Source organism: Aestuariimicrobium sp. G57, from assembly GCF_050110855.1.
In the GTDB taxonomy this organism is placed as follows: Bacteria; Actinomycetota; Actinomycetes; order Propionibacteriales; family Propionibacteriaceae; genus Aestuariimicrobium.
Window position 1 is genome coordinate 322,338 of record NZ_JBNINW010000001.1, and the last position, 17,221, is coordinate 339,558.

18 protein-coding genes and 1 tRNA gene are annotated in these 17,221 nt (G+C 66.8%); 9 read left to right on the top strand and 10 right to left on the bottom strand.

Features of this window, described 5'->3' with window-relative positions:
• Positions 1-3: 3 nt before the first annotated feature.
• A complete protein-coding gene (locus ACQCX5_RS01545; protein WP_045247679.1) occupies positions 4-861 on the bottom strand; it encodes a DUF4062 domain-containing protein in 858 nt (285 codons plus the stop codon).
• An 84-nt stretch (positions 862-945) separates the two neighbouring features.
• Here ACQCX5_RS01545 and ACQCX5_RS01550 point away from each other — a divergent pair, with 84 nt between their 5' ends.
• Positions 946-1,776: a hypothetical protein gene (locus ACQCX5_RS01550; RefSeq protein WP_045247678.1), complete on the top strand. Its 831-nt coding sequence runs from the start codon at positions 946-948 to the stop codon at positions 1,774-1,776.
• Positions 1,773-3,254: an ATP-binding protein gene (locus tag ACQCX5_RS01555; RefSeq protein ID WP_045247677.1), complete on the top strand. Its 1,482-nt coding sequence runs from the start codon at positions 1,773-1,775 to the stop codon at positions 3,252-3,254. The genes ACQCX5_RS01550 and ACQCX5_RS01555 overlap by 4 nt, the downstream gene beginning before the upstream one ends.
• Positions 3,255-3,306: 52 nt before the next feature.
• Here the strand turns inward: ACQCX5_RS01555 and ACQCX5_RS01560 are convergent, their stop codons facing one another.
• Positions 3,307-3,888 carry a hypothetical protein gene (locus ACQCX5_RS01560; protein ID WP_045247676.1) on the bottom strand — a complete coding sequence of 194 codons (582 nt, stop codon included), beginning with the start codon at positions 3,886-3,888 and terminating at the stop codon, positions 3,307-3,309.
• Between the two features lie 41 nt (positions 3,889-3,929).
• Between ACQCX5_RS01560 and ACQCX5_RS01565 the strand changes: the two genes are divergently transcribed.
• The 6 genes from ACQCX5_RS01565 (at position 3,930) to ACQCX5_RS01590 (ending at position 8,799) form a co-directional block, all read left to right on the top strand.
• Positions 3,930-4,466 (top strand): hypothetical protein, encoded by a 537-nt coding sequence (locus ACQCX5_RS01565; RefSeq protein WP_045247675.1) that lies wholly within the window; start codon positions 3,930-3,932, stop codon positions 4,464-4,466.
• Positions 4,463-6,241 carry a type IV secretory system conjugative DNA transfer family protein gene (locus ACQCX5_RS01570; RefSeq protein ID WP_045247674.1) on the top strand — a complete coding sequence of 593 codons (1,779 nt, stop codon included), beginning with the start codon at positions 4,463-4,465 and terminating at the stop codon, positions 6,239-6,241. Before ACQCX5_RS01565 ends, ACQCX5_RS01570 begins: the two co-directional genes overlap by 4 nt.
• 81 nt (positions 6,242-6,322) lie before the next feature.
• Positions 6,323-6,799, top strand: coding sequence for a single-stranded DNA-binding protein (locus ACQCX5_RS01575; protein ID WP_045247673.1), 477 nt, complete (start codon positions 6,323-6,325; stop codon positions 6,797-6,799).
• A 12-nt stretch (positions 6,800-6,811) separates the two neighbouring features.
• On the top strand, positions 6,812-7,420 hold the full coding sequence (locus ACQCX5_RS01580) for a hypothetical protein (protein WP_045247672.1): 609 nt from the start codon (positions 6,812-6,814) through the stop codon (positions 7,418-7,420).
• Complete coding sequence (locus tag ACQCX5_RS01585; RefSeq protein ID WP_045247671.1) at positions 7,398-7,616, top strand: helix-turn-helix domain-containing protein; 219 nt, start codon at positions 7,398-7,400, stop codon at positions 7,614-7,616. The genes ACQCX5_RS01580 and ACQCX5_RS01585 overlap by 23 nt, the downstream gene beginning before the upstream one ends.
• Positions 7,609-8,799, top strand: coding sequence for a tyrosine-type recombinase/integrase (locus ACQCX5_RS01590; protein ID WP_045247670.1), 1,191 nt, complete (start codon positions 7,609-7,611; stop codon positions 8,797-8,799). Before ACQCX5_RS01585 ends, ACQCX5_RS01590 begins: the two co-directional genes overlap by 8 nt.
• 235 nt (positions 8,800-9,034) lie before the next feature.
• Here the strand turns inward: ACQCX5_RS01590 and ACQCX5_RS01595 are convergent.
• The 3 genes from ACQCX5_RS01595 to ACQCX5_RS01605 all read right to left on the bottom strand — a co-directional run bounded on the left by ACQCX5_RS01595 (position 9,035) and on the right by ACQCX5_RS01605 (position 11,372).
• A tRNA-Pro gene (locus ACQCX5_RS01595) sits at positions 9,035-9,108 on the bottom strand.
• Between the two features lie 294 nt (positions 9,109-9,402).
• A complete protein-coding gene (locus tag ACQCX5_RS01600) occupies positions 9,403-10,152 on the bottom strand; it encodes an esterase family protein (RefSeq protein ID WP_434540236.1) in 750 nt (249 codons plus the stop codon).
• The gene (locus tag ACQCX5_RS01605) at positions 10,149-11,372 is read right to left on the bottom strand and encodes an ATP-grasp domain-containing protein (protein ID WP_434540237.1); all 1,224 of its coding nucleotides are present in this window, start codon (positions 11,370-11,372) and stop codon (positions 10,149-10,151) included. The genes ACQCX5_RS01600 and ACQCX5_RS01605 overlap by 4 nt, the downstream gene beginning before the upstream one ends.
• A 211-nt stretch (positions 11,373-11,583) precedes the next feature.
• On the opposite strand from ACQCX5_RS01605, the gene ACQCX5_RS01610 reads away from it, so the two are divergent.
• Positions 11,584-12,525 (top strand): peptidoglycan-binding protein, encoded by a 942-nt coding sequence (locus ACQCX5_RS01610; RefSeq protein ID WP_434540238.1) that lies wholly within the window; start codon positions 11,584-11,586, stop codon positions 12,523-12,525.
• A gap of 62 nt (positions 12,526-12,587) precedes the next feature.
• Here ACQCX5_RS01610 and der read toward each other — a convergent pair whose 3' ends face one another.
• The 5 genes from der to ACQCX5_RS01635 form a co-directional block, all read right to left on the bottom strand.
• Complete coding sequence (gene der / locus ACQCX5_RS01615) at positions 12,588-14,042, bottom strand: ribosome biogenesis GTPase Der (protein ID WP_434540239.1); 1,455 nt, start codon at positions 14,040-14,042, stop codon at positions 12,588-12,590.
• Positions 14,043-14,074: 32 nt separating this feature from the next.
• On the bottom strand, positions 14,075-14,812 hold the full coding sequence (locus ACQCX5_RS01620) for a lysophospholipid acyltransferase family protein (RefSeq protein WP_434540240.1): 738 nt from the start codon (positions 14,810-14,812) through the stop codon (positions 14,075-14,077).
• Position 14,813: 1 nt separating this feature from the next.
• Complete coding sequence (cmk, locus tag ACQCX5_RS01625; protein ID WP_434540241.1) at positions 14,814-15,506, bottom strand: (d)CMP kinase; 693 nt, start codon at positions 15,504-15,506, stop codon at positions 14,814-14,816.
• A 91-nt stretch (positions 15,507-15,597) separates the two neighbouring features.
• Entirely contained in the window at positions 15,598-16,095 is a 498-nt protein-coding gene (gene ybaK / locus ACQCX5_RS01630; protein ID WP_434540242.1) for a Cys-tRNA(Pro) deacylase, read from the bottom strand.
• A gap of 15 nt (positions 16,096-16,110) precedes the next feature.
• Positions 16,111-17,193 carry a prephenate dehydrogenase gene (locus ACQCX5_RS01635; RefSeq protein ID WP_434540243.1) on the bottom strand — a complete coding sequence of 361 codons (1,083 nt, stop codon included), beginning with the start codon at positions 17,191-17,193 and terminating at the stop codon, positions 16,111-16,113.
• Positions 17,194-17,221: the final 28 nt, after the last annotated feature.

The following is a 17,221-nucleotide window of genomic DNA, read 5'->3' on the forward strand; positions in this document are numbered from 1 at the left end:
TCGTCAGCCGACGTGGAACTCGCGTTCCTTCTGTTCGTCGTCCTCGCTCCAGCGGATGCGAATGATGTCGGGATCGCCGCCACCCATGTGATGAAGCACATGCAGGCGGCGAGTCTGGCCGGCATGGATGACGGTGGGTTCATCGCCGCTAGTCAGGATCATGCTGGAGTTTTCTCCGACGACCTCGAATCGCACATCAGTGGCGTCTTGGTCACCCGTGTTGGTGATGTCGATCCAGTGCCGAGTGGAGTAGCGAGGCTTTCCCTTGCTGTCGTATGACGTCAGTTCTCGTTCTTGCTGAGGCTGAGCCGCGAACCGCACACCAGATTTAGTTGCAGGGAGTTGCGGGGCTGACAGTTCTAACGAAGCGATGTCGTACTCGATGGCCTTCCAGACCTCGTGGCCGAGCTGGCCAGTGTTGGCGAACTCGCCAAGCAAACCTCGCTCGCTGATTGCAGCACGAAATTCCCGGAGACCGTCGAGCTGCTGGGTGTCCACGTCGTGAGGAAGCGGTGCAGTTGAGAAATAGAGGTGAACAGGCTTTCCGCTATCCACGGCGCGTTCGATCTCTTCAACGGTGCCGGATACCGCGTCGGGCGTTGGGGAGCCAAGCCGGCTGCCAAACAGAGCGAAGACGATGTCGCATTGGTCAACGCCTTGCGAGTTGATCAGTGACTGCGGATGACCTCCGAGGACAGGAACGGACGAGGTCTCCCATCTCCACGGCAGTAGCGCTACCTGCTTGGTTGCAGCGTTGGCGTTGTTCCAGTCATTGATCGCGGCTTCTACTGCATCGCGAGCATCGGGAATGTCTGACGGGGAAGCGATCATCACCCGAAGCACGGAAGCGGAAAAACTCATGCTTCAAGGGTATCCGGAGCGTCTGACACGCATGGAATAGCTGACGCACCTGGCTGGCGACATCCATCGTCAGGGAGGACTCTCATGCCCACTTTCACCGATCCGAGAACCGATGCTGCCGAAGCATCCGAAGCGCTGCGGGGTCTTGCGCACGCGACAATCCGTATTGACCAGCCGGCGCAGATGTATCCGGTGCTCGGGGATCTCCTCGCAGGTGTCCGGTCGCTGCGGCAGGTACTCGACCAGCTCGCCGCCGCTCATGTCACCGGCCAACCCCGCGCGTTCGACGACCAAGGTGACGCCGCGATTGGTGCGAAGGATGCGCTGGCTGCGGCGGATGAGCTGCATCAGGCCGCGACCCTGATCGATGCCGCACATGACCGGCTCGATGCGGCCATGAACGCAGCGGGCCGGATCGCCTGGCGCCCCGACCCCGAAACCGCGCGGCGGTGGGTCAGCGTTGTGTTCTTCGATGGTGAGGAAGCTGACCGGGTACTCGATCTCATTCAGCGTGACGGCACGACCGCCGGGATCGAGCACCTGAGTCAGTGGGATTACGGGGAAGAGACCACCGATGCTGCCCTTACCAACGGGTACGTCTACGACACCCCACCGGTCGGGAACCTCGACCGCACCACCACCGAGGGCAACTACACGTTGACCTACAATCCATTCCTCAGCCACGTCTCCCTACTCCGCGCTTACGATGCTCCGGCCGATTTCGCTCTCGCCGAGCCCGCGCCCGCACCGGCGGTTGCTGCGGTCGGCCTGGGTGAAGGAGCCGGCAGAGCCGCCCCCAGCACGGATACCGTCGCCTCCGCCACTACCCGGAAGACACCCGCGGTTGCGGGTAAGGACTGGTTCGCGGCTACGCCTCGCCCGGCGCAGCATGCGGGGCGGGGGCTCGGACGATGAACTCTGAGCCCGAGCGCCTGCACACCTCCGTCCTCGTCGCACCCGCATCCGAACGCCGCAAGCTCCGCAAACAGCGCAGGCAGGCCGCCGCGCGGATCACCGCCGAACAACGCAAGACGGAGAAGGCGGTCGCGGTCGCGAAAGCAGAAGCCGAGCGCGCGGAACGTCGCGCGACCACCTACCTGCCCGCTGCCGGAGAACCAGGGGCCGCAACCTTGCGGACGCCGGGCAGGTTCAAGTTGCCCCGCCACCAAGACACGTCCGCGACCCTCGCCGGGGCGTATCCGTTTGTCGCCGAAGGCGGGCTCGGCTCTGACGGTGTCTTCGTCGGCCAGGACCTCTACTCCGGCGGGAGCTTCGTTTACGACCCCTGGGTGCTCTACGCACGCGGGGTCATCACCGCCCCGAACGTCGTCCTCGCCGGCATAGTCGGTAGCGGGAAATCGAGCCTGGCGAAGTCGCTCTACACGCGATCGCTTCCGTTCGGGCGGCGAGTCTACGTTCCCGGTGATCCGAAGGGCGAGCACACGGCCGTCGCTGAGGCGGTCGGTGGGCGGGCGATTGTCCTTGGCCACGGCCTCAACACCCGCCTCAATCCCCTCGATGAAGGGCACCGACCATCAGGGCTGTCGGATGAGCAATGGGCCGCGACCGTCGCATCGCGCCGCCGGGATCTCATCGGCGCTCTCGCGGAGACGGTGCTCGCGCGTGGGCTGACGCCGTTGGAGCACACTGCGATCGATCTGGCGTTGACGGCTGCGGTGCGGGAGAACGATGTGCCGATCCTGCCGATGGTCGTCGACCACGTCCTGAACCCCACCGACGACACCGACAGACGCCTCGCCGAAGACGGCCGACTGGTCGGGCACGCACTGCGGCGCCTCGTGGCCGGCGACCTCGCCGGACTCTTCGACGGACCATCCACCGTCAGGTTTGATCCGTCACTGCCGATGATCTCCCTTGACCTCTCCCGCGTCACCGAAAACAGCACCCTGATCTCGGTGCTGATGACGTGCTCCAGCGCGTGGATGGAATCCGCCTTGCTCGACCCGAACGGTGGGCAGCGGTGGGTGATCTACGACGAAGCATGGCGCCTCATGAGCCACCCCGCACTCTTGAAGCGGATGGATGCGCATTGGCGTCTCGCGAGGCATTACGGGATCGCGAACATGCTGATCTTTCACAAGTTGACCGACCTGGACAACGTCGGCGACCAAGGCTCCGCCATGCGATCCCTCGCCAACTCCCTGCTCGCGAACGCGGAAACCCGGATCGTCTACCGGCAAGAATCCGACCAGCTCGGAGCCACCGCATCCGCACTCGGGCTCACTGGCACCGAGCAGAAACTCCTACCCGGATTAGGTGTCGGGCAGGGGCTGTGGCGGATCAAAGACCGGTCTTTCGTCACTCAACACCAACTGCACCCTGCTGAATATTCGCTCTTCGACACAAGCTTGCGGCTCAAGCAGAACGTCTAGAAGTTCGCGTGAATATTGACGGTTCTCGCGGGAACTTCCCGGTCCATGACGCCTACGGTTCGACGCCGGTTTCGGTGTTGGTGTTCATCTCGGCGATGAGCGAGGCGACCTGAGGGGCCGCGTAGCCGGGTGCCAAGCCCGCGGTGACGTGCCTGCGGATGCGTGAGCGCGCCAAGCGAGCCTCGCTCAGATCCGTCACGTCACGGATCGCGGTGGCGAAAGCTGCGAACGATCTCAGATCCCCGGCCAGCTCCTCCACCCTGGACTCCGGATCGGCGCTCCGCCGGAACCGGTAGGCGCCATCACGGGTGAAGGTTGATCCCCAAGCCCGCAGCGGAGCCATCAGCGTCGCCGCGTCCGGGTGCCGTTGCCCGTCCTCATGCAGCCGCTGCTCCACCTGATCGAGATAGATCGCCCCGTAAGCCTGAACATCCACGCCATCACGGACGTTCCTCGGCGTCATCTCCGACAACAGAACCGCCGCCCGCACGGTCGGTGATGTCGGCTTCACCCATTCCCACCTGCGCTCACCAGAAGACGCCTGCTGGCTGAATCCCTCGTCCTCGGCAGTAGCGGCGATACGCGGCATGGACTCCTCGGCGAAGCGCCGCCGGTCATCCGCCCGTGAACCCATGTCACCAGTTTCCCATCGGCGTCGCGGCGCACCTAGCGCGCATGAGAGCCCGCCCCGCAGCAAAGACGATCGCCGAAGACATACAGGCTGTCCTCCCGCACGTCCGCGTCGCAGTCACCGAAACCGGTGTGCTCGACGTGACCGTCGACGGCGCCGAGTACCCGCCACCAGCCAGGGGTGAGTGGACGCGCGGCACCTTCGCCGACCTGCTCGATGCGGTCACCGAGAACCGCAGCATCGGGGTTCGGATCGAAGTCCGAGAAGTCGACGGATCGGTATTCACCGACCTCATCCAACCCCGCACCCGCACCCGTCCTGCCGAGCCCGAACCAGCCCAAGAACCCGCACGGCCTGCCCGAAAGAAGAAGGGGCCGGCGCTGGTCGAGGTCACCGCTGACGGGTTCCTTGCCGGTGAGGACGTGGCCGTGGCGATCATCGTCTCCCACACCGACGCCACCAACGGGCGAGCCCGTGCGTTGCTGGATCTCAACCAGCTCCCACCCGCACACGGTGGGCGGCGCGATGTGCTGCTGCTGGGTCGGATCTCGGGCACCACCCATATCGAGGCGTTGTCGTGAACGAGCGGCAGTCCGGCTCGATGGGTGACGAACTCACCAACGCCGCCCTCATCGCCCTCATCAGTGTCTTCGCCCTCGGCCTCGTCCTCCGCGGTGCCGGGTCGGTCGCCGCGTTCCTCACCGGCACGGCTCAACCCACCTCGGGGCCGGCCGGTGGGCTGGGTGTGCTGTTCAGCCCCGGCGACCCCGGTACAGCGCTCGGAGCCGAGGGGCTGAACCCGGTCGTCTATTGGATCGTCACAACCTTGCTCCTCGCGTTGGTGACGGTCGGGTTGGGGTGGTGCTGGATGAAATGGCGCCGCCACAGCCACAAGGTCGAGACCGACCCGCGCCACCTGGCCGGGGTCGCCACCACGCACGAAGTCACCCAGGCAGCCTCACCGAAGGCGCTGCTGCGGCGGGCAGCCTCGTTGCGCCCGTCACTGGATGCCCCGTCACCGGAGGATGTGGGTTATCTACTCGGAACCTCACGCGGCAAACAGGTGTGGGCGTCAGTTGAAGACTCCATCCTGCTCATTGGGCCGCCCCGCTCCGGCAAAGGCCTGCACGTCGTGATCAACGCCGTCTTGGACGCGCCCGGCGCGGTGGTCACCACGAGCACGCGGCCGGACAACCTCACTGCGACGTTGCGTGCCCGCCGACGTGACGGTCGTCCGGTTGCGGTGTTCGATCCGCAGCATCTCGCCGAAGGACTCCCTGCGGGGTTGCGGTGGTCGCCGGTTCGGGGGTGTGAAGACCCGCTGACGGCGATGATCCGCGCGACCGGTCTCGCCTCCGCCACCGGGCTCTCCGCTGGTGGGGTCGAATCCGGTGGGTTCTGGGAAGGCAAAACCAGAACAGCACTCCAAGCTCTGCTCCACGCGGCAGCGTTGGATCATCGGCAGCCTGCCGAGCTGTTCCGTTGGACGCTTGATCCGTCGGCGGCTGCGGATGCGGCCGCGATCCTGACGAATCATCCGAATGCGGCTGCGGGGTGGGCGGATTCGTTGGGGGCGATGATCGACTCCGACCCTCGTACCCGTGACTCCATCTGGCAGGGCGTCGCCCTCGCGCTGGGGGCGCTTGCCGATCCGAGGGTGCTTGATGCCGTCTCACCCGCCGAGGGTGAGTCGTTCGATCCGGAGGCGTTCATCCGGAACCGTGGAACGCTCTACCTCCTTGCCACCGGCGCGGGCGCAGGGGCGTCGGCTGCGTTGGTGGCGGCGTTCGTGGAAGACCTCGTCGAAACCGCCCGTCGCATCGCCGCGCGCTCACCCGGCGCACGCCTCGACCCACCCCTGCTGCTCGCACTGGACGAGATCGGCAACCTGGCCCCCTTGCCGTCTCTGCCGACGCTCATGGCGGAGGGAGGCGGTACGGGGATCACGACGATGCCGGTGTTGCAGTCGCTTGCGCAGGCGCGGGATAAGTGGTCGGAGAATCAGGCTGGGGCGATCTGGGATGCCTCGATCGTGAAGATCATTCTCGGCGGGGCGTCGAACTCGAAAGACCTCCAAGACCTCTCCACCCTGATCGGCGAACGCGACGAGTACACCGATTCGGTGACTCTCGGCGACCACGGCACCAGGTCAAACCAGCGCTCGGTGCGGCGGGTGCCGATCCTGCCACCCGACCGGATCAGAACCCTGCCGTTCGGCACCGGCGTCACTCTACTGCGCGCCGCACCACCGATCGTCACCGACCTGCGCGCCTGGCCAAACCGTAGCGATGCCGGGCAGTTGAAGACCGACCGCACCGAACTCGAAGCCCTCTTGCAACGCCCCGCCGACTCGTGAGGGTTGCTGTGTCGTTGTAGTGCACCTGACTTTCACGGATGACCCCGCAGCGGGGTCTGGTGATCGTGAAGGAGCAGTGCAATGGATATTCATACCCAGCAGTCGATTTCGGGGTTCATCGCCTCGACCCCGCAGCTCGGTTTCAACGACAAGGGGCAGGCGAGGTTCTATGCCCGGTTCGGGCAGGAACACTTCGACCGGAACCTCGATGGCAGCTTCACGCAGTTGGAGTCCACGTTCCACGACCTGGTGATGTTCCGGGCCACCGCGGCGCGGGCGCACGAGCGGTTCAGGAAGGGCGACAACTTCATCGCCGAGGGGTACGTGCGTGAGTACGAGGCCACTCGTGACGGTGAGCAGGTACAGACCGAGCAGTTCGTCGCGAAGAAGATCGGCCACGATCTCGCCCGCACCCGCTACGACGTCGACCGCACGCCTCGCAACACGCCTTCCCTCGACCAGGACGGCCCTGCACGGGAGGCACCGACAAGGCCGGCCCCAGAGTTCCAGGCACCGGACCGGCCCAGCACGCAGGCACCTCCCGTACCTGGACTGTGAGGAGGGAAAGCCATGAGCACCATCGTTGCTGAGGACGCCCCGGAGTTCGACGAACCCGAGCCCGAACCCGCACTCCACGACGCGGAGGAGACGGGGAAGCGGCCGGCGTTGTCTGATCCGGACTCACTGCCGGGGCCACCGCATCCGGTGAACTGGAACCTACTCACCGCAGATGAGGCCGGGGCCGAGTGGCTCGAACTCGACCGGTGGGTGAACTGGCTCCGACGCACATACGGCCTGCCCGCGAGTGTGGTGCCGCCGTTCTGGTACCGACACCCCGAGCTGTTGTGGGAACTGTCCGCGCTGCACCTGCACTGGCTGTGCGCCTACGACCCCGATCAGAACGGATCCGCACCCAACGGGTGGCATCGCGACTTCGCCGACACCCGGCAGCGACTCCGCGACTGGGTCGCCGCGAGCAGCACCCGACTGGATCGCGACCGCCCCACCCGGCAGACCACCTGGCCCGGCGAAGCCCCTGCACCGACGGTAGATGACATCGTGATCGCCGATCGGGCCGAAGACTTCGATGCCTTCGTTGAAGCCGATCTTGCCCAACGGCAGGCGGCCGAAGACGCCTTCTACGCGAGTCTCGACGATGAACGCCCCGACCGTCGTTGACCACGGTGCGGGTCCGGTCGAGACGTTGTGGTGTGCGCGGGATGTCGCGGAGTTCTTGAACGTCTCCCAAGCCACCCTCTCGCGCTGGCGACGGGAAAAGATCGGGCCGCCGTTCCTGCGCGTCGGCGGCGTCTCTCGCTACACCCCAGCCACAGTGCGCGCCTGGGTCACCGAGCAGGAGAACGATCATGGCTGACCCTCGCAACAGGCGGATGCCGCCAGTCGGGGTGAAGCTCACCACCGATGTCGAACGCCGCACCGACGGATTCCGTGCCCGCGTGCGATGGACCGACCCTTCCACGCATAAGCGCGTCGGCCGCGTCGCCCACGTCCGCAGCCACGAGGAGGTCGAGGAGTTCTACGATCAGATGCGGGCAGCGACCGAAACCGGTGCGGACACCACCATCACCCTCACCGACTACGCCACTTCCATCGGGGATCGGTGGCAGCGAGGCCTGGACCCGACCTCCACCGCCGAGCTCTACGACACCGGACTGCGACTGCGGGTGTTGCCAGCGCTCGGGCACGTTCGGGTTGCGAAGATCACCGCGGGGATGATCGACCGCACCATCGACACGTGGGAGGCCGAGCACTCGGCCTCGACGATCAAGAACTCCATCGCCCCACTCGTCCGGGTGCTTGATGAAGCGGTGCGCGACGACATCATCTCCATCAACCCCGCCAAGCACCGCGCACGCCGTAACCTCGGCAAACACGTCACCCAGACCACCGGCGCGCTACGACAGTACGCGCTTCCGGATTTGGCGACGCTGCGGAAGCTCGCGACTGAGTGCGGGGAGGTGCATCAGTCGTATTCCGATCACGTCATGCTCGCCGCGCTCCTGGCCGCCAGGGGTTCAGAGGTCGCAGGGCTGCGGGTCGGGGATGTGGACTGGGAGAACCACATCGTGTGGATCAGACGCCAGCACTATCCCGGCAAAGGCGGCCTCGTCATCAAACAGACCAAAGGCCGGCGCGATCGCCCGGTGCCGATGCTCGACGCACTCGAACCCGTCCTCGAACGCCTCACCACCGACAAGAAAGACGACGACCCGCTCTTACGCGGGCCACGCGGAGGCGTCCTCACCACCGCCACCGTCAGAGACGCCACCCGCTGGGATGACCTCGTCGCGGGCCTCAACCTCACCGGCCTCACCCGGCATGGGCTCCGGCACACCGGAGCGACCTGGATGGCCGACGCCGGCATCGCCCTGCATGTCCTCCAAGAGATCCTCGGGCATCAGTCGATCGAGACGACCAAGGGGTATCTGCACCCCGACCACCGCCACCTCGCCGAAGCTGCCAGGCAGGCCAACCAGTTCCTCTCCAAGACCCCCACGAGGAAGGATGCGAGCCGCCGCGACGGACCCCGTCTGTGACCACGAATGGAACCACGCTCCGACCCTCCCAGAAGGGGGCCGGAGCACCGTCGCGCCCGCGATTTGGTGCACCTCTCGGGCACCTTTTGGTGCACTCCACAGCCGAAGTCACTGAATGGAAGTGGACCAATGCGCGAACGAGCAGCACAGGCAAATGAGGGAAGTGGACCAGCCAGTGACCACCCTCAGAAACGACGAAGCCCTGGTGAAAATTGCTTCTCACCAGGGCTTTTTGTCGGGATGACAGGATTTGAACCTGCGACCCCTTGACCCCCAGTCAAGTGCGCTACCAAGCTGCGCCACATCCCGTTGTTTAGCTTTCGGACAGTCCCGCCGCTCTAACTCACCTGACCCCCAGTCAAGTGCGCTACCAAGCTGCGCTACAGCCCGCCCAAGTCATCCGGCCCCTCGCGAGAGGCCCTGACCCGAAGAAGTACGTTACCCGATCCGGGCCGTCTCGGCCAATCGGGCCCAGACCGTCCACCAGAAGCTGCCCCCCGCGCCCGACGGCAACTTTGCCCATCGGCGGGAAGTTTGCCGCCCGGCGCCGCACGGCAAACTTCCCGTCAGGCGGCAAACTCCCCAGCCACTACAGCCACACCCTCACCACGGCATCAGCCGCTCGAACACCTGCCGGATCATCCGGTGCCACCAGTGCCACTCATGTGCCACGTCGTGGCCCCAGTACTCGAACTCGTGCGGCACACCCTTCGCCGTCAGCACGGCATCCATCCACCGGGTCGAGGCCAGCAACTCCTCCTCCCAGGCGCCCTGCCCCACGCACGAGATGATCCGCCGATGCCTGTACATCCCGAGCCACGGGTGGTCGTCCGGCATGTTGGCCACGAAGTCGGCCGGCGAGTTGTCGAACGCCAACCCGGACGGCCCGTAGCCCATGAAATAGCTGCCCTCGAACAGGCCTGACAGCGAGACCATGACATCGAACAGCTCCGGCCGACGGAAGAAGCTGATGGCCGAATGGAAGCCGCCCATCGAGTTGCCCATCACCCACAACGGCGGCGACTCGTGGCCGCTCCACCAGCGGGCCTTCGGCACCATCTCGTTGACGACGTAGCGGTGGTAGCGCTCCTGCAGTTCCATCCGCGCCTGCCTGTCGCCGTCCACGTCGGACCACGACCAGTCGTCGACCGAATCGAGGCAGAACAGCTGCAGCCGCCCGGCATCGAGCCAGGGCCGCAGGGCCTCGACCATGCCGTGGTCCTCGTAGTCGTAGAAGCGGCCGTTCTGCGTCGGGAACACCAGGCACGGCTGGCCCCCATGCCCATACACCTTGAACTCCATGTCGTGGCCCAGGGACGAGCTGTGCTCACGATGGTAGGAAACCTGGGTCACCGGGTGCCCTCCACCGGCTGCGCCGTGGCCAGCACGTCAGCCACGAACGCATCGGCGGCCTCGTCGTCACGGGCCCGCAGCAGGAAGAACTCGTCGCCCATCTGCGGCACCATCATCTGCGGGTTGCGGCGGTGGCGCACCAGCTCGCCCGAATACTTCTCCAGCAACTCCGGGGTCGAGTGCACGTAATGCCGGTGGTCGCGGCGCCCGGCATAGACGCACACGCGCGGGTCGGCCTCGGCCAGGGTTGCGGCACCGGAATCGTGGCCGGTGACCAGGTCGGTGTAGATCTGGTAGACATCGCCCGCCCGGGCATGGTTGAACATGTCGAGCGTGAACCCGCCCGCGGGGCGCATGTTCACCTCGAGCCCGACGAAGTCGCCGACCGCGGCCAACCCCGGACGGGCCTCGTCCAGCTTGAAGAACTCAAGGTGCACGAACCGGTTGCGCATGCCGAAGGCCCTCGACGTGGCGCGGCCGAGGTCGCGCAGCTGGTCGGGCACGTCGGCCAGCACCCGGTAGGTCAGGTCGAGCCCCTGCAGCACCACATTCATGATCGACGGCGGCCATTTCGTGGCAGCCTCGAACACGGGCTCGCCGTCCGCGTCCAGGATCGCGTCATAGGAGTAGATGTCGCCCTCCAGGAACTCCTCCATGACATAGCTGCCCTCGGGGGCGTCCAGGAAGAACTCGGCAACGTCGTGGGCGTCCGACAACTTGTGCGTGCGGGTGGCACCCACACCCACCTCAGGCTTGACGATCACCGGGAACCCGACCTTCTCGGTGAACTCCCTTGCCGCAACCACATCGCTGACCTCGATCTGGCGGGCGGACGGCACCCCGGCACCGGCATAGATCGGCTTCATCGCGCGCTTTGACTTGATCGACGGGATCACGTCGATGCCGTGGCCGGTGGTGATGTGGTAGTCCGTGCGCAGCCGGGCATCGGTCTCGAGCCAGTGCTCATTGAACGACTCAACCCAGTCGATGCGTCCGTGCTGGAACGTCAGCCACGCCAGCGCGCGGTGCACCTGGGCGTAGTCCTCGAGGTCATCGACGCGGTAGTACTCGGTCAGCGACTGCTTCAGCCGTTCGGGCAGTTCGCCCCAGGGTGCATCGCCGATGCCGAGCACAGTGATGCCGGCTTCGGCGAGGTGCTCGCAGAAGTGGGCATTCGTCTCGGGAAAGCTCGGCGAGACACACACGAAATTCGTGGCCATGGGTGACCTCCTGTGCGGTACGAAGAGTACGCGTGACTGGTGGCCACGATTCTAGGGGCATCCACTGCTCCGACGGCGCCGATCCTCCAGGACGTGCTGGCTGCCCCGGGCCCGAGTATTTCCCATTCGGCACGCCGTGACCCATGGGCCATTAGGTTCGGCTGCAGCCGACCAGTCCGCGTCGGTCCAATCGGAAAATGAGGTCCCCTCCATGTCACTTTCCCTTCCTCCCTCCTCCCTGTCCAGGCGCTCCGCACTGCTGGGCGCCCTCGGCGTCGGTGTCGGCGCCATGGTGCCGATCCTGTCGGCCACCGACGCTCACGCCTACTCCACCACGGTCACGGCCAACTACCCCGTCCTGCGTGAAGGCTCGTCCGGGGTCGCCGTGCGCATTGTCCAGGGCATCACCCGGGCAGCCGTTGACGGCCAGTTCGGACCCGGCACCAAGTCGGCCGTCATCACTTTCCAGCGCAACCGGGGCCTGGTGGCTGACGGCATCGTCGGTGCTGCCACCTGGGGCGCCCTGCTCAACACGGTGCGCAGCGGCGACAACAACAACATCGTCCGCGGCGTGCAGGCACGCCTGTACATCACGGTCGATGGGGCGTTCGGCCCTGCCACCTATTCGGCCGTCGTGTCGTACCAGCGCAACAACGGCCTCACTGCTGACGGCATCGTCGGCCCCAACACCTGGGCCAGGATGGTCGGGGCCAGCAGCGGCAGCACCGGCAGCACCGGCCCGGTCGGCACCAGCCCGCGGAAGCTCTACACCAACGGTCGGCTGCCCTCGTCCGCGCTCGCCTCGGTCGGTTTCGGCGTCTGGCGGCTGTCGACCTATTGCGTCAACGACTTCAAGGCCATGAATGCAGCCTTCAAGGCGACGTTCGGCACGAACCTGCCGATCAGCAGCGGGTCTTCATCGGCGTACCGCACCTATGACGAGCAGGTCTACTTCTGGAACCTGTACCTGTCGGGCCAGGGCAACCTTGCCGCCCGTCCGGGCACGTCGAACCACGGCTGGGGGCTGGCCGTCGACATCGGCGTCGCACCGTACGGCTCGACGAAGTACAACTGGCTCAACGCCAACGCCGGGCGCTGGGGCTTCAACGACGACGTCAGCGGCGAACCCTGGCACTGGGCCTACCAGCGCTGAGCCAGCTGCACCGACCGAAGTCAGGCCGGCCCGGACGACAACAGTCGTCCGGGCCGGACCCCTCAGCTGCGGTTCTTGCGCTTCTCGCGTGCCCGCACCTGCACATGCACCGGGCTGCCGGCGAAGCCGAAGTCCTCACGCAGGCGCCGCTCGACGAACCGGACATAGCCCGGGTCGAACAGCCCCGAGGTGAACAGGATGAATGTGGGCGGGCAGGCCTGGGCCTGGGTGCCGAACAGGATGCGCGGCTGCTTGCCACCACGCACCGGGTGCGGGTGCGACGCGGCCACCCGGCCCAGGAAGGCATTGAGCTTTCCGGTGGGCACCCGGGTCTCCCAGCCGTCAAGGGCCATCTCGATGGCCCTCTCGAGCTTGTCGAGGTTGCGCCCGGTCAGCGCCGAGATGTTGACATGCGGCGCCCATGAGAAGCCGTGCACGTCTCGTTCGATCTCGCGGGTCAGGTAGTAGCGGCGCTCCTCGTCGGTGAGGTCCCACTTGTTGTAGGCGATCACCAGTGCCCGGCCGGCGTCCTCGACCATCGACAGGATCCGCAGGTCCTGCTCACTGATCTCTTCGGAGGCATCGATCACCACGATGCACACCTCGGCGCGTTCGATCGCGGTCTGGGTGCGCAGGCTCGCGTAGTACTCGTGCCCGGACGCCTCTTTGACCCGGCGGCGGATGCCCGCAGTGTCAATGAACTTGTAAACCGTGCCGGCGACCTCGACGAGTTCGTCGACGGGGTCGACGGTGGTGCCCGACATGTCCGAGACGACCACGCGCTGGGCCTTGGCGATCTTGTTCAGCAGCGACGACTTGCCGACATTCGGCTTGCCGACGATGGCCACCCGACGGGGGCCGCCGAGCACTGCCCCCGACTCGCGGGGGGCCTCGGGCAGGGCCTCGAGCAGGGCGTCGAGCATGTCGCCCGTGCCGCGGCCGTGCATGGCCGAGATGGCCCACGGCTGGCCCAGGCCCAGGTTCCACATGCTCGCGGCCTCGGACTCACCGCGCGCGTCGTCGACCTTGTTGGCGGCCAGCACCACCGGCTTCTTCGACCGGCGCAGCACCTGCACCACCGCCTCGTCCTCGTCGGTGGTGCCGATGGTGGCATCGACGACGAACAGCACGGCGTCGGCGGCCATGATGGCGAGTTCGGCCTGTTCGGCGATCTGGGCGGACAGGCCACGGGCGTCCGAGACCCAACCACCGGTGTCGACGAGCACGAAGTCGCGCCCGGCCCAGTTGGCGTCATAACTGACCCGGTCGCGGGTGACGCCGGGCACGTCCTGCACCACGGCCTCACGGCGACCAAGAATGCGGTTGACCAGCGTCGACTTGCCGACATTGGGGCGACCGACGACCGCGACCACCGGACGAGGCAGGCGCTCCTCGGGTTCGAACTCCCCCACGCCGAATTCGCCGGGGTCGAGGTCGAAAGCACCAGGCTCGTACTCGGACGGGTCGAAAGCTGGTGCGGCGTCAACAGGCTGGCTCGCGTCAACAGGCTCGGTCATCGGGAATTCCTTCGTGCTCGAGCCTGCGGCGCTCAGGCGCCGGGCAGGCTCATCTGCGTCAGGTCAACTGCCGCACGCACGTGCGCGTTGCAGACCTGCGCCAAGTATTGCGTGGCAGCGGCGACGTCGGCCTTGCGACGCGGCCATTCACGCATGGGGATGTGAACCTGTTCACCGTACACGATGTGCATCGACGACCCCAGCGGCGGCGTCGACTTCAGGTGCCCTGCGGGCACCCGGGTGCCCAGCAGCGCCACCGGGACGACGGGAGCCCCGGTGACCATCGCCAGGTAGGCCGCCCCGCCGCGCAACATGGTCATGTCGCCGGCCCCGCGCCTGCCCTCGGGAAAAATCGCCAGCACGCGGCCGTCATGCAGCACTTGCAGGCACCGCTTGACGGCCCGGTGGTCGATGTAGTCACGGCTCACCGGAATCTGTCCGGCGGCACTGAGCACGGGCCCCACGGGTGAGTCGAACAGTTCGCTCTTGGCCAACGCCAGCGCACGGGGGGTCTCGGCGACCAGCAGGGGCCCATCGAGGGTGCCGATGTGGTTCGCCGCCAGGATCACCGGACCGCTGGTCGGCACGTTCGCGGCGCCGTGCACCTGCACGTCCCACAGCGCATGCAGCGCCGCGCGGAAGACACCGCGCATTGTGGTGAGCATGCTCGTCCTCAGCGGCGGCAGGTCGTCCAACCGGGGAAGGTCGGGGGCGGCGGGCCTGGTCTGGACACGCCTGGTGATGTCTGCGGCCGTGAGGTCGAGCGTCATGTCACTCCTGGGGTGGTGTGGGCGCGAGCGAGCAGATGTGGTCGATGACCTGCTCGAGGTTCAGGTGGGTCGAATCAATCAGCGTCACCCCGTCGGCGGGGGTGGCGAACTCGCTAACGGTCGCGTCGTCGCGGTCGCGGCGCACGATCTGGTCGTGGGCGTCGGCGTCGTTCAGCTTGCCGTCCAGTTCTGCCTGGCGGCGGGCCATCCGGGCCCGGGGGTCGGCGACGAGCAGCACCCGCACCTCGGCCTGGGGCCACACCACAGTCGTGATGTCACGACCCTCGACGACGATGCGCTGGTCGGCGGCCTCGACCAGGGCACGCATCTGGTCGGTGAGCACGTCGCGCACGTGGGTATTGGTGGCCACGATCGAGACGTGCTGGCTGACCCGGGGTTCGCGGATCTCGTCGCTGACGTCGGTGCCGTCGAGCGAGATGGCCGGTGCTTCGGGATCGTCGGTCACCGTGAGTTCGACGGCGTCAGCCAGCGCGGCGATCTGTTCGGTCTGGTCGGGCTGCAGGCCCGAACGCAGGTACGCGACGGTGACGGCGCGGTACATCGCGCCCGTGTCCAGGTAGGCAAGCCCCAGCCGCTGGGCGACCCCGCGGGCAGTGGACGACTTGCCCGACCCGCTGGGCCCATCAATGGCGACCACGAGAGCAGTGGTGGTCTGTGCCTGCGGGTGTGCCACGACATTCACGCTAGAACCCCTTGTTTGACGAATCGGGAAACTGACACCTACAACCGGCCAACGGCAGTTGACCGGCAGGTGAACAATTCTGTCAGGTGTGACTGGCAGCAATCGCTGCGACGCCCGCCCGGGTGGTCCGCACGAGGTCTGCCGGGGCGAGACCGATGTCGAATCCACGTCGGCCGCCTGACACATAGATCGTGTCGTGGTCGAGCGCCGAGGCATCCAGCACCGTGGGCAGCGCCCGGCGCTGCCCCACTGGTGAGATGCCGCCGGCCACATAGCCCGACGACCGTTCGGCATCGGCGACAGCGGCCATCTCGACCTTCTTCACCCCGAGGGCGGTGGCCATGGCCTTGAGGTCGAGCGTGCGGTGCACCGGGACGATGCCGACGGCCAGGTGACCGCCGTTGCTGACCACGAGGGTCTTGAACACTTGGGCGGGGTCGAGACCGAGGGCCTCGGCAGCCTCCATGCCGTACGACGCGGCCGCCGGGTCATGGGCATAGGTGTGCTCGGTGAACGCGACACCCGCCTTCGTGAGTGCCACGGTGGCGGGGGTGCCGACGGAATGCTGCTTCTTGGCCATGCTGCCGTGCGCCCCTCAGGCGAGGTTCCAGCCGGCCGCGGTCATCCAGGTGCTCAGCCGGGCGGCCTCTTCGGGGGTGACGTCGATCGACAGGTAGCCGTACTGGCGTGACGGGTCGTGCTCGATGCTCAGGTCCTCCACGTTCACCCCGGCCTGCCCGATGTCGGTGAACAGCTTGGCGAGCATGCCGGGGGTGTCGGGGATCTGGATGGTGACCGTCACGAAGTCCTCACGCGCCAGGCCGTGCTTGCCCGGCAACGAGCGGGCGCCGGCTCGTCCACGCGCCAGGAACGCCTCGAGCGCATCAGGCTCGTCGAGCACCTGCAGCAGTTCGTCGAGGTCGGCACGCACCCCGGCGAGTTCTGCCCGCACGGCTGACCGATTGCCCCACAGGATCTGACGCCACAGCGCGGGGTCGGACCCCGCGATGCGGGTGACGTCGCGGATGCCCTGCCCTGCCAGAGGCAGGTGGTGGGTGGGCACCTCGCGCAGGTGCCCCGCGGTGAGGATGCTCATCAGGTGCGGCACGTGCGAGACCTGGGCGACGGCCTGGTCGTGCTCGACCGGGTCGAGCCAGACCACCCGGGCACCGCAGATCTCGGCCAGGGCCACAACCCGGCCAACATGCTCGGCGGGGTTCTGCGCCGTGGGGGTGATCACCCAGGTGCGGTCGATGAACAGGCTCGCATCGGCAGTGAGCGGCCCGGTGAACTGCGACCCGGCCATGGGGTGCGAGCCGACATACCGGCCGGCATCCTCAGCATCAATGGACTCGATGATGATCGCTTTGACCGAGGCAACATCGGTGACGGTGGCATTCGGGAACCGGTCGAGCGCATCGTCGACGACGCCCGGCACCGTGGCCGGTGGCGTCGCGACGACCACCAGCTCGACCGCGTCGGGTGGTGCAGCGGTGACCACACCGGCGCCTCGTCCGGCGGCGACGATCGCGTGGCTGGGCACGCGGTCCTCGAGGTGCACGGTGATACCCGCAGCGGTCAGCGCACAACCGACAGAAGCCCCGACCAGACCGGCACCGATGATGACGACGGGCCCTTGCAGCGTGGTGACAGGGGGCGTTGACTGGTCATCGGGCACCCGCCCATCCTGCCACTGGTGACCTGCC

What these genes read in the sequence shown, in the direction of transcription:
- ACQCX5_RS01545 (WP_045247679.1), bottom strand. Translation starts at nt 861, where the DNA reads ATGAGTTTTTCCGCTTCCGTGCTTCGGGTGATGATCGCTTCCCCGTCA.
- ACQCX5_RS01550 (WP_045247678.1), top strand. Translation starts at nt 946, where the DNA reads ATGCCCACTTTCACCGATCCGAGAACCGATGCTGCCGAAGCATCCGAA.
- ACQCX5_RS01555 (WP_045247677.1), top strand. Translation starts at nt 1,773, where the DNA reads ATGAACTCTGAGCCCGAGCGCCTGCACACCTCCGTCCTCGTCGCACCC.
- ACQCX5_RS01560 (WP_045247676.1), bottom strand. Translation starts at nt 3,888, where the DNA reads ATGGGTTCACGGGCGGATGACCGGCGGCGCTTCGCCGAGGAGTCCATG.
- ACQCX5_RS01565 (WP_045247675.1), top strand. Translation starts at nt 3,930, where the DNA reads ATGAGAGCCCGCCCCGCAGCAAAGACGATCGCCGAAGACATACAGGCT.
- ACQCX5_RS01575 (WP_045247673.1), top strand. Translation starts at nt 6,323, where the DNA reads ATGGATATTCATACCCAGCAGTCGATTTCGGGGTTCATCGCCTCGACC.
- ACQCX5_RS01580 (WP_045247672.1), top strand. Translation starts at nt 6,812, where the DNA reads ATGAGCACCATCGTTGCTGAGGACGCCCCGGAGTTCGACGAACCCGAG.
- ACQCX5_RS01585 (WP_045247671.1), top strand. Translation starts at nt 7,398, where the DNA reads ATGAACGCCCCGACCGTCGTTGACCACGGTGCGGGTCCGGTCGAGACG.
- ACQCX5_RS01590 (WP_045247670.1), top strand. Translation starts at nt 7,609, where the DNA reads ATGGCTGACCCTCGCAACAGGCGGATGCCGCCAGTCGGGGTGAAGCTC.
- ACQCX5_RS01605 (WP_434540237.1), bottom strand. Translation starts at nt 11,372, where the DNA reads ATGGCCACGAATTTCGTGTGTGTCTCGCCGAGCTTTCCCGAGACGAAT.
- ACQCX5_RS01610 (WP_434540238.1), top strand. Translation starts at nt 11,584, where the DNA reads ATGTCACTTTCCCTTCCTCCCTCCTCCCTGTCCAGGCGCTCCGCACTG.
- der (WP_434540239.1), bottom strand. Translation starts at nt 14,042, where the DNA reads ATGACCGAGCCTGTTGACGCGAGCCAGCCTGTTGACGCCGCACCAGCT.
- ACQCX5_RS01620 (WP_434540240.1), bottom strand. Translation starts at nt 14,812, where the DNA reads ATGACGCTCGACCTCACGGCCGCAGACATCACCAGGCGTGTCCAGACC.
- ybaK (WP_434540242.1), bottom strand. Translation starts at nt 16,095, where the DNA reads ATGGCCAAGAAGCAGCATTCCGTCGGCACCCCCGCCACCGTGGCACTC.